Origin of the sequence: Microbacterium sp. K27 (assembly GCF_004794435.1) — a bacterium.
Lineage (GTDB): Bacteria > Actinomycetota > Actinomycetes > Actinomycetales > Microbacteriaceae > Microbacterium > Microbacterium maritypicum_A.
Window position 1 is genome coordinate 90,389 of sequence record NZ_SSDK01000037.1, and the last position, 13,803, is coordinate 104,191.

At 69.4% G+C, this 13,803-nt stretch carries 13 protein-coding genes; 8 read left to right on the forward strand and 5 right to left on the reverse strand.

Annotation, left to right across the window (positions count from 1 at the left end; translation table 11 throughout):
* The first annotated feature begins 1 nt into the window (after position 1).
* The gene (locus tag DW307_RS08960) at positions 2-1,390 is read left to right on the forward strand and encodes a glycosyltransferase (protein ID WP_029266982.1); all 1,389 of its coding nucleotides are present in this window, start codon (positions 2-4) and stop codon (positions 1,388-1,390) included.
* 120 nt (positions 1,391-1,510) lie between these two features.
* Here the strand turns inward: DW307_RS08960 and DW307_RS08965 are convergent, their stop codons facing one another.
* Positions 1,511-2,176 carry a DNA alkylation repair protein gene (locus DW307_RS08965; protein ID WP_029266981.1) on the reverse strand — a complete coding sequence of 222 codons (666 nt, stop codon included), beginning with the start codon at positions 2,174-2,176 and terminating at the stop codon, positions 1,511-1,513.
* A 130-nt stretch (positions 2,177-2,306) separates the two neighbouring features.
* Between DW307_RS08965 and DW307_RS08970 the strand changes: the two genes are divergently transcribed.
* Entirely contained in the window at positions 2,307-2,735 is a 429-nt protein-coding gene (locus tag DW307_RS08970; protein ID WP_029266980.1) for a YciI family protein, read from the forward strand.
* 27 nt (positions 2,736-2,762) lie between these two features.
* Positions 2,763-4,058, forward strand: a complete 1,296-nt coding sequence (locus tag DW307_RS08975; RefSeq protein WP_136024544.1) for an RNA polymerase sigma factor — start codon at positions 2,763-2,765, stop codon at positions 4,056-4,058.
* A 79-nt stretch (positions 4,059-4,137) separates the two neighbouring features.
* Here DW307_RS08975 and DW307_RS08980 read toward each other — a convergent pair whose 3' ends face one another.
* On the reverse strand, positions 4,138-4,410 hold the full coding sequence (locus DW307_RS08980) for a GlsB/YeaQ/YmgE family stress response membrane protein (protein ID WP_021198885.1): 273 nt from the start codon (positions 4,408-4,410) through the stop codon (positions 4,138-4,140).
* 168 nt (positions 4,411-4,578) lie between these two features.
* A complete protein-coding gene (locus DW307_RS08985) occupies positions 4,579-5,505 on the reverse strand; it encodes a Bax inhibitor-1/YccA family protein (protein WP_029266978.1) in 927 nt (308 codons plus the stop codon).
* 90 nt (positions 5,506-5,595) lie between these two features.
* Here DW307_RS08985 and DW307_RS08990 point away from each other — a divergent pair, with 90 nt between their 5' ends.
* Positions 5,596-6,582, forward strand: a complete 987-nt coding sequence (locus DW307_RS08990; RefSeq protein ID WP_029266976.1) for a glycerophosphodiester phosphodiesterase family protein — start codon at positions 5,596-5,598, stop codon at positions 6,580-6,582.
* A gap of 23 nt (positions 6,583-6,605) precedes the next feature.
* On the opposite strand, the gene DW307_RS08995 is transcribed toward DW307_RS08990, so the two are convergent.
* Together DW307_RS08995 and DW307_RS09000 are read right to left on the reverse strand one after the other, a co-directional pair.
* Complete coding sequence (locus tag DW307_RS08995) at positions 6,606-7,067, reverse strand: hemerythrin domain-containing protein (RefSeq protein ID WP_029266975.1); 462 nt, start codon at positions 7,065-7,067, stop codon at positions 6,606-6,608.
* Between the two features lie 54 nt (positions 7,068-7,121).
* On the reverse strand, positions 7,122-7,520 hold the full coding sequence (locus DW307_RS09000; protein WP_021198881.1) for a YccF domain-containing protein: 399 nt from the start codon (positions 7,518-7,520) through the stop codon (positions 7,122-7,124).
* A gap of 89 nt (positions 7,521-7,609) precedes the next feature.
* Between DW307_RS09000 and DW307_RS09005 the strand changes: the two genes are divergently transcribed.
* The 4 genes from DW307_RS09005 to DW307_RS09020 all read left to right on the forward strand — a co-directional run bounded on the left by DW307_RS09005 (position 7,610) and on the right by DW307_RS09020 (position 13,752).
* Complete coding sequence (locus DW307_RS09005; protein ID WP_051668039.1) at positions 7,610-8,569, forward strand: ABC transporter ATP-binding protein; 960 nt, start codon at positions 7,610-7,612, stop codon at positions 8,567-8,569.
* The gene (locus DW307_RS09010; protein WP_029266973.1) at positions 8,566-9,585 is read left to right on the forward strand and encodes an ABC transporter permease; all 1,020 of its coding nucleotides are present in this window, start codon (positions 8,566-8,568) and stop codon (positions 9,583-9,585) included. Before DW307_RS09005 ends, DW307_RS09010 begins: the two co-directional genes overlap by 4 nt.
* Before the next feature lie 262 nt (positions 9,586-9,847).
* Positions 9,848-12,976 (forward strand): lamin tail domain-containing protein, encoded by a 3,129-nt coding sequence (locus DW307_RS09015; protein WP_136024545.1) that lies wholly within the window; start codon positions 9,848-9,850, stop codon positions 12,974-12,976.
* Positions 12,977-13,140: 164 nt separating this feature from the next.
* Positions 13,141-13,752, forward strand: a complete 612-nt coding sequence (locus DW307_RS09020; protein ID WP_021198877.1) for a LysE family translocator — start codon at positions 13,141-13,143, stop codon at positions 13,750-13,752.
* Positions 13,753-13,803: the final 51 nt, after the last annotated feature.

The window sequence follows — 13,803 nt, forward strand, 5'->3', positions numbered from 1 at the left end:
CATGCTCCCCGATGCGGCGCCGGTGCTTCCCGACGCCGAGTACGTGGTGCTGTCCAGTCGGTTGATCCCGGGCATGGACGGCGGCTACACGATCGCGACGCTCACACGTGCCCGGCAGCTCGCCGAGGCCGGGGTCGCGAAGGGGGCGGGTCCGCAGCTGCTCACGTTCGACCCGGGGGCAGCTGCCGATCATGCCGCGCACCGTCGGACCTTCGCGGAGCAGGGGGCGCTCGTCGACCCCTCACGCATGCGCAACCTGTTCGACGAGGCCACGGATTCCGGTGGGGGAGCGGCCGATTGGCTGCGCGCTGCCGCCGACCCCGCGGTGACCGCCGACCCCGACGTCGAGTACCGCGTGCTGACGGATGACGACGGCCGGCCGTTCGCCGCGCTACCGGTCATCCCCGGCAATCCGGACTGGCATCTGACCGAGGAACCCGTTCTCGTCTACGACGCCGCAGGCGAGGTGGTCGGGGCGCTGCACGGGTTCCGCGGGCTCTACCGGGCCTGGCTCGAGCACGTCGCGGACGCGTTCGGTGATCGCCTCATCGTCGTGATCTGCGAATCCCGGCAGCTCGGCGAGCTCATCGCCGACTGGTCCGATCCGCGTGTGCGCATCGTCCACCCGATCCACACCATGCACGTGGAGGCGCCGTACACCCCGGATGCTCCGATGAACACGCTCTGGACGCGCTGGTTCCGGCTGACCGGCCGTTTCGACGCCGTCATCTGGCCGACCACCACCCAGCGCGACGATGTCGTGGCGCGTTTCGGCTCCGCGGCTTCTCATGTCGTGGTGCCGAACCCGATCGCCCCGGTGGAGCATCGGGACGACCTCCGCGAAGACGGGCTCGTCGTCGTGCTCGGTCGTCTCGCGCCAGGCAAGCGCATCGATCAGGCGATCCGGGCGTTCCTCGCCGCGGACGTCGCCGGGACCCGGATGGAGATCTGGGGCGGCGGGCCCGAAGAGGATCGGCTGCGCGCGCTGATCGAGGAGCTCGGCGCGGGGGACCGCGTGCTGCTCGCGGGTTACACAGATTCGCCCGGCACCGTGCTCGATCGGGCGTCGATGATCGTCACGGCCACCGCCTTCGAGGGCCAGCCGTTGTCGATCGTCGAGGCACTCCTGCATGGGACCCCTGTCGTGTCATACGACGCCCGCTACGGCATCCGTGACGTGCTGGAACAGGGCGGTGGCGTCCTGGTCCCGAGCGGCGACGTCGAGGCGCTGGGCGAGGCGATCCGCGCGCTGCTGACCGACCCCGATCGGCTCGCGGCGCTGAGCGCCGAGGCCCCGTCGGTCGCTGCGGCCTGGAGCCCGCAGCGTTCGCTCGACGCCCTGACCGCGGCGATCGCCGACGTCGCCGCGCGCCCGTCCCGTCGCGTCTGACCGCGTCGCCTGACCGCGTCGCCTGACCGCGTCGGCTGACCGCGTCGCCTGACCGCTCCGGTCGCACTTTCTGTCGCCTCGCGGCGGCCCGCGCGGCAGGAACTGCGACCGGAGCGTGATCTAGAGCAGCTTGAGCGCCTCGCGGCGGGAGAGCGGCGACAGCTCGTGCGACTCGACGAAGGCTCGCACCCACGCCGGGTCGGTCTTGCCGAGCTCGCGCAGTGCCCAACCGATGGCCTTGCGGATGAAGAACTCGGTGTCGGCGAGGTTCGGTTCGATCACAGTGGCGAGCAGCTCGCGATCGGTGGCACCTCTGCGTCCGAGCTGGGAGATGATGCTCGCCCGGCGCACCCAGAAGTCGTCGTCGCGCGACCACGTCCGCAGCACCGGCGTCATCTCGGCAGGGTGCGCATCGAGCGTCTCGGTGAGCCGATGCGAGACCTCGTCGACGTGATCCCACCACGCTCCTGTGCGGATCATCTCCTCATGCACATCGAGCATGTCGAGTCGGGCTCGCACCGGACGCAGAGCCATCAGAGCACTGGCGGCGTAGCGCTCCTCGCGAAACGCCGCCTCCCGCCACAGCACGAGTGCCGTACCGCGCAACACCGCCGTATCCGTCACCTCGCGCGCGAGCCCACGCGCCACGGCTCGCACCCCGGGAACACGTACGCCGAGGAAGGGCAGCGCCGACTTCATGTACGCCTGCTGCGCGGGTGCCAGCTCCGGATCGGCCTCATCACGGAGCGCGGATCGGATGCTCTGCACGAGGTCTGCGGCGGTCACGGGAGCGAGTCTACGACCGCCCCGAGAAGTTCTTCAGAAAGAATTCCGAGATGATGTCGATCCGGGCCGTTCCCGTTCGACGTCATTGATGAGAGGGTCGAGAGACGGCCCTTCGAACAAGGAGAACATCATGAAGTTCATGCTCATCATGCGCGCGACCGACGAGGCCGTCGAGGCCTACAAGGACATGCCCTTCGAGCAGGTCATCGAGGCCATGGGCAAGTACAACGAGTCGATGATCAAGGCCGGAGTGCTCGTCGCGGGCGAGGGCCTGACCGATGCGGCCGAGGGTTTCGTGGTCGACTTCAGCGCCGAGAAGCCGCTCATCACCGACGGCCCCTACGGCGAGACGAAGGAGTTGTTCAACGGCTTCTGGATCATCGAGGTCCCCACGCGCGAGGAGGCAGCCGAGTGGGCCAGCCGTGCGCCTCTCGGCGCCGGCTCGTTCCTCGAAGTGCGTCGCGTGACCGGCGTCGAGGACTTCCCGGCGGACAACGAGTGGATCCAGAAGGAAGAGGGCTGGCGCGAGGAAGCAGCTCAGCGCGCGGCACAGCAGTGATGGCACAGCAGTGATGGCACAGCAGTGATGGACTCTTCCCCACACAGCGAGACGGCGCGTTCCACTCCCGATACCGGGTCTGCGGAGCGCGCCGTCGCCGCCGTGTGGCGGATCGAGTCCGCCCGCATCGTCGGAGCTCTGACGCGCATGGTCGGTGACTTCGGCCTCGCGGAGGACCTGGCTCAGGAGGCGCTGGTGGATGCGTTGCGGCAGTGGCCGGTCGACGGCGTCCCGCGCAACGCCGGGGCCTGGCTGACCGCGGTCGCGAAACGCAAGGCCATCGATCGGTGGCGTCGACAGGAGCGTCTGGACGAGCGGGTCGCCCTTCTCGCACACGACCTGGAGCAGGAGCAGCGGGAGGGGCGAGACCTGCTGTGGGATCCGGACGCCGTCGATGATGACGTGCTGCGCCTGATCTTCATCTCCTGCCACCCCGTGCTCTCGAAAGAGGCGCAGGTCGCCCTGACGCTGCGGGTGGTGGGTGGGCTTTCCAGCGAGGAGATCGCCCGCGCGTTCCTCGTGCCGACCGCCACCGTGCAGCAGCGCATCGTGCGGGCGAAGAAGACGCTCTCCGCCGCCAACGTCCCGTTCGAGGTGCCTTCGCGCGAGGAGCGTGCGCCGCGCATCGGTGCGATCCTCGGCGTGCTGTATCTGATCTTCAACGAGGCCCACGCCGCGAGCAGCGGACCCGACTGGATGCGCCCCGAGCTGAGTGACGAGGCCATCCGTCTCGGGCGCGTGCTCGCCGCGCTGATGCCGCAGGAACCCGAGGTGCACGGCCTGCTGGCGCTGATGGAGCTGACGGCCGCGCGATTCGGGGCGCGCGTTGATCGACACGGCGACCCGGTGCTGCTTGCCGATCAGGACCGTCGGCGCTGGGATCGTGGCCGCATCTCGCGTGGACGTGCATCGCTGGCGACCGCCGATGCTCTCGGACGCGGGCGCGGTGCCTATGGGCTGCAGGCGGCGATCGCCGAGTGCCATGCCGTGGCGGCGTCTGTCGAGGAGACCGACTGGGAACGGATCGTGCTGCTCTACGAGGCGCTCGGGCGGCTCGCTCCGTCGCCGGTGGTCGAGCTCAACCGAGCGGCTGCGGTGGCGATGGGGACCGGGCCGGCGTCCGCTCTGCTCATCATCGACCAGCTGTCGAGTTCGGGCGCCTTGCGCGGCTACCACCTGCTGCCCGCGACGCGCGGCGAACTGTTGCGTCGGCTCGGGCGCGAGGAGGAAGCCCGGAGCGAGTTCACCGTCGCCGCCGGACTCGCCGGCAATGATCGGGAGAGATCGCTGCTGGAGCGGAAGGCACGAGGGGCACAGAAATGACCCGCCCCCTTCGGGTGCGCGAGGCATCCGAAGGGGACGGGCATCAGGGTGACGCGCGTGGCGTCGACGGCGGATGCCGTCAGCTGCGCGCCTTCTGGCCGCGACCGGCGATCAGGCCGTAGATCAGGAGCACGATGATGGAACCGGCGATGGCGAGGAGCCAGGTGCCGAGGTCCCAGAACTCGGTGAGCGGACGGTTGAGGATCAGACTGCCGAGCCAGCCGCCGAGCAGTGCGCCCACGACGCCGAGGAGCAGCGTGATGAACCAGCCGCCGCCCTGCTTGCCGGGAAGGATCAGCTTGGCGATGGCTCCGGCGATGAGGCCGAGAAGAAGAAAGCCGAGAAAACTCATGGTCAGCTCCTGTGGATCGGGAGCCCCGGGGTGCCGGGGCTTCTGGTATCCAGAGTGCCGACATCGCTGCTCGCGTGCCAACCCCTTGCGCACACATGCCTGGATGTGCGAAGAGGCCCGCCTCCCCAGGGGAGACGGGCCTCTCGACGCGGTCGGATCGGTTCGCGGTCAGTTGTTGCCGCGGACGATCGCGATGATGCGCAGGATCTCGACGTAGAGCCAGACGACCGTGACCATGATGCCGAAGGCGCCGAGCCAGCCGTACTTGCGGGGAGCACCGTTGCGGACGCCCTGCTGGATCTGATCGAAGTCGAGCACGAGCGAGTACGCCGCCATGATGACGACGAGCACGCCGATGATGACACCGAGCGGGATGCCGAAGATGTTGGCGCTCAGCAGGCCGAAGGCCTGGCCCTGGGGCAGCACGCCGGTCCACATGAGGACCAGGTTCAGCAGCGAGAAGACCAGGTAGCCGATCATCGCGATCATGAAGATCTTCGTCGCCTTCTTCGACGCGCGGATCTTGCCGCTCGCGAAGAGAGCCAGGGTCACCCCGACGACCGAGACGGTCGCGAGCGTCGCCTGGAAGACGATGCCGGGGTAGATGACCTCGAAGAACGCCGAGATGCCACCGATGAAGAGGCCCTCGAACGCGGCGTAGGCGAAGATCAGCGCGGGCCGGACCTTCTTGCGCGACGTGAAGGTGATGACCATCGCGAGCACGAAGCCGCCGAGGGCGCCGACGATCCACGGCAGCATGCTGACGGGCGCGGAGTTGTACGGGTCATATCGCGGCACGTCCAGGCCGCCGAGCGTCAGCACCCAGCCGATCGCGGCGGTGACGAGCAGGATGCCGAACAGGCCGGCCGTCTTCCAGACCGTGTCCTCGACCGACATGCGGTCGGTCTCGATCGCTCCGGCCGGCGGGGCGGCGTACATGCCCTCGAGCTGTGCGTTGGCCGCAGCGTCCATCGCCCCGTGCTGGAGCGAGGCGTTCTGCGCGCCCTGGGCAGCCTGAGGTCCGCCCGGGTACGTCGCGACGTTGCGCGGGTCCTGCTGCTGGAAAGCAGGGTTGTTGAAAGCGAAGTTGCTCATTGGTGGGCCTCACTCCAAAGGGGGGTAGTAGGTCTCTTTCCTCCACGATACTCGGGAGGGCGCACCGCCGGGGTGTTCTACGCTGAGAGCGTGCCCAGGAAATCCCCCCTCGTCATCGGGCACCGCGGTGCGCCCGGCTATCGCCCGGAGCACAGCCGCTCCTCCTATGAGCTCGCTCTCGCCATGGGGGTGGATGCGGTCGAACCCGACGTCGTGGCGACCAAGGACGGCGTGCTCATCGTGCGGCACGAGAACGAGATCTCGGGCACGACCGACGTGGCGGAACATCCGGAGTTCGCCGACCGCAAGACGACGAAGCGCGTCGACGGGCAGGCGCTGACCGGATGGTTCAGCGAAGACTTCACCTGGGACGAGCTGTCGACCCTGCGCATCCGCGAGCGGCTGCCCGAGGTGCGGGCATCGAGCGCGAGCTTCGACGGCGCCCAGCAGATCCTGCGCCTGCGCGATGTGCTCGACATCGTGCGCGACGGATCGGCGGAGCATGGACGCGAGATCGGCGTGGTGCTCGAGGTCAAGCACGCCACGTACTTCGCGAGCATCGGCCTCGACCTGGCCCCCCTCATCGACCGCGAGCTGCGCGACGCCGGATGGGCCGAGGGGGAGCTGCCGCTGGTGATCGAGTGCTTCGAGTCGACCGTGCTCGGGCAGCTGCGGGAACGCGGGATCTCCGCATCGTACATCTACCTGATCGAGGCGTCGGGGCGTCCGTACGACCTCCTGGTGGCCGAGGGCACGCACGCCCGCACGTACAGGGAGACCGTCACCCCGGAGGGGCTCGACGCCCTCGTCGGACAGGTCGACGGCATCAGCGTGAGCAAGAAGATGCTGCTCGACCGGGGCAACACGATCGTCGCGGATGCGCATGCACGAGGTCTGCAGGTCTTCACATGGACGTGCCGGCCGGAGAACGCCTTCCTCGCGGCGGAGTTCCGCGGCCGGGGTGGGCGCGGCGCCTACGGCGACTACGAGGCGGAGTGGGGCGTCATCGCACGTCAGGGCGTGGATGGCGTGTTCGTCGATCATCCGGATCTGGGCGTCGCCTTCTTCCGCAGCTGATGCGGTCGCGCAGGTCCGCGGCGTCAGAGCGGTCCGAGCACGCTCTGCACGTCGCTCTCGAGCATCAGGGCGCGCAGGGGCTCGAGGATCTCGCGTTCCTCGAAACGGAAGTGGGATTCCATGATCGCGGCGATCCCGTCGAGGTGACCGCCGATCGCGGTCGCATCGTCGCCGCGCTCGGCTGCACCGCGCAGCGAGGCGAGCAGGTGGGCGAGCATCGAGTGGTCCTGCATCAGCTTGTCGATGATCCCGCCGAGCTCCGGATGCTCCGCGCGCAGAGCAGGGAAGAGCTGCCGATCCTCGGCGCCGTGGTGGCCGTCGAGGGCGGCGCAGAATCCGACGCAGTAGAGCACGAGTTCCGATGTGGCATCGGGGACGTCCGTGCCCTGGTCGAGGGCGTCGCGCGTGGCGGCGAGGGCGGCACGCAGACGGGAGTGCGCCGACCGGAGCTCCTGATCCCAGGCGATCAGACGGGCGGCATCCATCGGCCCAGTGTAGAGGGGCCGGTGTGAATGGGGCCCGTGTCGGCGGATTCCCGCTCAGAGGGTGCGGTCGAAGGCGCCGCGGCGGGTGGAGACGATCTCCTTGCCCAGCGGCATGAGCGAGATCGGGACCATCTTGAAGTCGGCGATGCCCATCGGGATGCCGATGATCGTGATGCAGAGCAGGATTCCGGACACGATGTGTCCGATCGCGAGCCACCAGCCGGCCAGGATCACCCACAGCACGTTGCCGAGGAACGACCCGACACCCGCGGTGGGCTTGCTGATGACCTCGCGGCCGAACGGCCAGATCGCGTAGGCGGCGATGCGGAACGAGGCGATCGCCCAGGGGATCGTGATGATCGGGATGCACAGCAGGATGCCGGCGAGGACGTACCCGAGGAACAGGGCCCAGCCGGCGAGGATGACCCAGATGATGTTGAGGATCGTGCGCATGAGCTGATTGTGTCACCCCTCTGCGGCCGGGCCTGAGCATCCGCCCCGAGGTCCCGGAGGCGACGGACTCCGGATGCCAGACTGACCGCATGACCGGAATCGTGGTGCAAGACGTCAGCAGAGCGTTCGGGACGGTGCAGGCGGTGAGGGGCGCCACTCTCCGGGCCGAGCCCGGCCGGGTCACCGGCCTCGTGGGGCCGAACGGAGCAGGCAAGACCACTCTGCTGCTGATGCTCGCCTCCCTCCTCGCTCCCGACACCGGGACGATCAGCATCGGAGGCGTCGACCCCTCCGTCGATCCGCTCGCCGCACGACGCCTGCTCGGATGGATGCCGGACGCTCTCGGTGCGTGGCCGTCGCTCACCGCACGGGAGACCATCGTCACGACCGCCCGCCTGTACGGCATCGAGAAGCCGCAGGCCGCGGTCCGTGCGGAGCAGCTGCTCGCCCTCGTCGGGCTGACCGAACTCGCCGACTCCCCGGCCAAGGTGCTGTCGCGAGGGCAGAAGCAGAAGCTGGGCCTGGCACGCGCGTTGGTGAACGACCCGCAGGTGCTGCTCCTCGACGAACCGGCTTCCGGTCTCGATCCGGAGGCGCGGGTGCAGCTGCGGGTGCTGCTGCGCCGTTTCGCGGCGGAGGGGCGCACCGTGCTGATCTCGAGCCACATCCTCTCGGAGCTCGAAGAGGTCGTCGACGACGCGGTCTTCCTCGTCGCCGGTGCCGTCGTCGATGCCGCACCGGCGCGGAGCATGCTGCGCGCGTGGCGGGTGCGTCTCGCCGGTGCGACCGAGGATCGGATGAAGGCCGATGCCTGGCAGGTGGCCTCGAATCTCGGTATCGCCCACGAATCCCTCTCGCAGGATCGTGGAGCGGTGCTCGTCGGATTCGAGGGAGAGGATGCCGCAGCACAGGCCCTTCGACATCTGATCGAGGCGGGGCTCCCGGTCGTGGAGTTCGCTCCGGCGCAGAACCAGTTGGAGCACACGTTCCTGAACCTGCATCATGCGACACCACCCCAGGCATCCACCGGAACGGAGGCGGGCGCATGAGCCTCGCGAACATCGGCATCATCGCCCGACTCGAACTGACCCAGCGCCTGCGCAGCGTGGGCTGGTATGTGCTGCTCGGGGTCTTCGCCCTGGTGCTGCTCGGGGTCACGGGGCTCTCGTTCGCCGTGTACTCCTGGGGCGATGCGGTCGGTGCCGGCGTCTACTCGATCGTCGTCAACATCGTGCTGCTGCTGGTCGTGCTGGTGTCGCCGACGCTCAGCGGCAACGCGATCAACGGGGATCGTGATGCCGCGACGCTCGCGGCCGTGCAGGTGACCGCCGCGTCGACCGGCGACATCATGCTCGGCAAGCTCGTCGCGGCCGTGGCGACCGGCGGCGCCTTCCTGGTGGTCGCGGTGCCGTTCCTGGCCCTGTCGTTGCTGGGTGGGGGAGCGAACCCGGCCGTGCTGCTCATCTCCCTGCTCGTGCTCGCGGCCGAGATCATCATCGTGGCCGCGATCGGAGTGGGGTTGAGCGGACTCATCGCGCGTCCGCTGTTCTCGGTCGCGACGACCTACCTGGTCGTCGCCGCGCTCGTGTTCGGAACGCTCATCGTGTTCGGACTCGGCGGCATGGCGGTGCGCAGCGAAGCGACCGTGTACTCGCGCCCGTACGACGCGAACGGCACGCCGGACTGTGATCGCTGGGAGGTGAACAGCACCCAGGATGTGCCTCGGTTCGATCTGATGTGGTGGACGCTCGCCGCGAACCCGTTCGTCGTGCTCGCCGACGCGACCCCGACCGAGTACGCGACGGGGGGTTATCCCGTCGACATGTTCGGTCAGATCAAGTACGGATTGCGCAGCGCGCAGCTCTCGCCCTTGGAACAGCGCTGGGACGAGTGCGACCCCGGTGGCGGGTACCGCACACCCCAAGAGGTGATCGACTCGACGGTGCCGAGCTGGTTCGTCGGCCTGGGGGTGCAGATCGTCATCGCGGGTTCGCTGTTCGCGGGGGCATGGGCGCGCACGCGGACGCCGGCTCGCCGGCTGCCCCCGGGCACGCGCATCGCCTGAGGCTCTTCCCCTCGGGCACGTTCCGGTCGCACCACCCGCCGTTCCGGACGCTCTGATGCGGCGGCAAGTGGGACCGGGACGGGAACCGGGAACGGCGAAGACGTGGGCAGCGGATGGCCACCTTCCGTTCATCTGCCGTGCACTCGGCGGATCCTCTGCGGCCACGTGGGGTCGGTGGTCTGGGCGGGTACCCGACTGAGTCCCCCCTCCGGTCCGGCCCTGCACCCTGGGGTCTGCCGGCCCAGCCACCCAGGAGTCCTCCATGCCCCGCCTGCACCGTGCAGCGGCGGTCACGGCGGTGTGCGCCTTGAGCGCCGCCGCCCTGCTCGCCACTCCCATCGCCGCGATCGGCGCCGACCCCGGCATCCGCCCGTCCGTGGCGACGTCGACCGCTCCGAGTCTCGTCCTGAACGAGATCGTCTACGACGACGCGGCGACCGGCCTCGCCGACCAGGTCGAGATCTACAACGCCGGGACCGAGGTGGTCGATCTCGCGGGGTGGAAGATCGCGGACGAGAAGCGCGACACCTTCGGCGCGGCCCCGGATGGCACGTCGCTCGCCCCGGGGGAGTTCCTGGTGCTGGTGAAGGACGTCGACTTCGCGTTCGGGCTCGGCAAGGGCGACGAGGTCGTGCTCTTCGACCCGGACGGCACCGAGGTCGACTCCTATGCCTATGCGAACACCGCGCCGCTGTCGGTGTGGGCGCGCTGCCCTGACGGCACGGGTACCTGGGCGCCGGCGACGCAGGTGACGCCCGGCGCTGCGAACGATTGCGAGGTTGCTCCTGTCGCCGGTTCCATCGTGATCAACGAGGTCGACTCGCAGCCGGCCGACTGGGTGGAGTTCTACAACCCCGGCACCGCTGCGCTCGACATCTCGGGCTACGAGATCCGGGACAACTCGGACGATCACCGCTGGCAGTTCCTCCCGGGAACGCAGATCGGCGCGGGACAGTTCCTCGTGGTCGAAGAGGGTACGGTCGGGGTCTCCGGAGGCGTCGAGGCCGCATTCCGCGAGCCGATCGGCATCGGCAGCGCCGACCGCATCCGCCTCTACGACACCTCGGGCGCGATGATCGACGACACGCTCCCGTGGCAGGGGCACGCGGCGATCGACGGCGACTTCGCCGCGGCCACCCTGGCGCGCTGCCCTGACGGCGTCGGCTCCTTCGTGCTCGCGCACCCGACCCCGGGCGCCACGAACTCGTGCGTCATGCCCGACGTCGTGATCAACGAGATCGAGTCGAACGGCGACACCACAGATTGGGTCGAGGTCGTCAACACCGGCAGCACGGCGGTCGACCTCTCCGGCTGGACCGTGATGGACAGCGACCCCGTCGGCCACGCCGGTGAAACCACTCCGTTGCCCGCAGGCACGATCCTGCAGCCCGGAGGCTACTTCGTCTTCGACCAGCCCACGAACTTCGTCTTCGGTCTCGGCAACGGCGATACCGTGTCGATCCGCGACGCGAACGGCAACACGGTCGATGAGCACGTGTACGCCGCGCATGCCGCAGGGGTCCTCGCGCGTTGCGCTGATGCCACCGGCGACTTCGTCGACATCGGGGTCTCGACCAAGGGGCTGCGCAACGCCTGCGGCAACCCCGTGCGCATCAACGAGGTCGAATCCGACGGCGGCTCGCCCGACGACTGGGTGGAGCTCGTGAACCCGACGAGCACGGCGCTCGATGTGTCGGGCATCGTGGTGAAGGACGACGACGACACCCACGCGTACGCGATCCCGGCCGGTACGTCGATCGGTGCGGGGGAGTACCTCGTGATCGAGCGGGCGCAGCTCGGCTTCGGCCTCGGCGCTGGCGATGCGGTGCGGGTGTTCGACGGCGACCTGCTCGTGGACGAGACCACCTGGGGTGCGGGCCACGCCGCCACCACCTGGGGGCGTTGCCCCGACACGAGCGGCGCGTTCGCCGTCACCGCAGCGCCCACGAAGGGCACCGCGAACGTGTGCACCGGTGAGGTTGCCGTGTCGCCGTGGCCCGGCTCTGCCGAGGTGCGCGTGGTGGACGGCATCCCGACGTTCCTCGAGGACAGCTCGGGGCTCGACGTGCAGGAGACCGCCGACGGCGCGTTCCTCTGGGCGGTCGACAACGGACAAGGCCGTATCTGGAAGCTCGAGGCGCACGCCGACGGCTCGGTCGAGAAGGTCGACGGCTGGGATGCGGGCAAGCGTGTGCGCTTCCAGAAGGACGCCGCGAACCCGGGCGCCGCGGGCCCCGACACCGAAGGCATCACGGTCGACGGAGACGGCTTCGTCTACGTGGCGTCCGAACGCGACAACAGCGCCAAGGGCGTGAACCAGAACGTGGTGCTGAAGGTCGACCCCGAGGCCTCGGACGGCGATCTCGTCGCCCAGCAGGAATGGGATCTGACCGCGTTGCTTCCTGCCGTCGGGGCGAACCTCGGCATGGAGGCCGTGCAGTGGGTGCCGGATGCCGCGCTCGCCGGAAAGCTCTTCGATGACAGGACGGGTGCGGCGTACGACCCGAGGGACTACGCCGGTCACGGTGACGGGCTGTTCTTCGTCGCGGTCGAGGACAACGGTCACGTCTACGCATTCGCCCTCGGGGCCGACGGCTCCGCGACGCTCGTGTCGGAGATCGCTCCCGGTCTCACCGGAGTCATGGCGCTCGACTACGACACCGTGCGCAACACCCTGTGGGCCGTGTGCGACGACGGCTGCCAGGGCCGCTCCGCCGAGATCACGCTGAACGGCACCGGGCAGCCGAGCCTCGTGCACTACGCCCGCCCTGCCGGGATGCCCGACATCAACAACGAGGGCTTCGCGACCGCGCCGGCCTCGCTGTCGGTCGACGGACAGCGCCCGGTGTGGTGGTTCGCCGACGGGTTCGCCTCCGAGGCGCTGCGCACGGGAACGCTGCCGGGAGTCGACGACGGCACCCCCGGCGGCGAGACCCCGCCGCTCCCCGGCACCGGCCTCGTCGACGACAATCGCCACGGTCTGACGGTGGACCCGTCGGTCGCGACCCGCGGGCAGAAGGTCACGATCACGGTCGGGGCCGGCGGCGCGGGAACGGACGTGTCGGTGTGGATGTACTCCGACCCGACGCGGATCGCGTCGGGGACGCTCACGGACGCGGGCACCATCTCGGTGACCGTCCCGGCGGACGCTCCGCTCGGCGCGCACAGGATCGCGGTGTTCGATGCGAGCGGCGCGCTCCTCGGTTGGGCGGACCTCCGCGTCGCGGCGGGTAACGGGGCCGGTGCCGGGGCCGGGGCCGGGGCAGGGGCAGGGGCAGGGGCCGGTGGGCTGGCGACGACCGGTGCGGAACTCCCCGTCGCCGCCCTCGCACTGGCGCTGATGCTGCTCACCGCCGGTGCGGTGGCCGTGCGGCGCAAGCGCACGGCATGAGCCATGGGAGGGGGCGCGCGCGTGCGCTCGTGTGCGCCCTCCCATGGCCGGACGGTCACGTGCCCGCCGCTCCGCGTGGATCATCTGCAATGGAGGATGCGCGCGGGCCCCGGCACCGCTAGACATGGGGGAGGCGCGGAAGGACCGCGCGCGGAGGGCCGTCGATGAGCATCGCATTCCTGCTGACCACCCTGGTGATCGTCGCGACGCCGGGGACCGGTGCCGTCTACTCGATAGCGGCGGGCATCTCGCGAGGACGCCGAGCCGGAGTCATCGCCGCGTTCGGCTGCACCCTCGGTGTCATCCCGCACATGATCGCCGCGATCACGGGGCTCGCAGCGATCCTGAACGCCTCCGCGATCGCGTTCGAGACCATCAAGTGGCTCGGCATCGCCTATCTGCTGTTCCTCGCCTGGCAGACCATGAGGGACAAGTCGTTGATCCAGGCCGACGAGAGCGTCGCCCCGCTGTCGTCCTGGCGTGTGATCCGCACCGCTGTCCTCATCAACGTGCTCAATCCCAAGCTCACGATCTTCTTCTTCGCCTTCCTGCCCCAGTTCGTCCCGGCCCAGACGCCGAACGGCACCTGGCAGATGGTCGGGCTCAGCCTGGTGTTCATGGCGCTCACGTTCGTGGTCTTCGCGCTGTACGGCGTCTTCGCGGCCACCATGCGCGCCCAGGTGCTGGGGCGACCGAGGGTCATGACGTGGCTGCGCCGCTCCTTCGCCGCGACGTACGTGCTCCTGGCCGGACGTCTCGCGCTGGAGACCCGGTAGCCTGCTCGGGACGCCGCGTCGTGAGCAGGCCTCCGGACGGCGCGAGGCCGT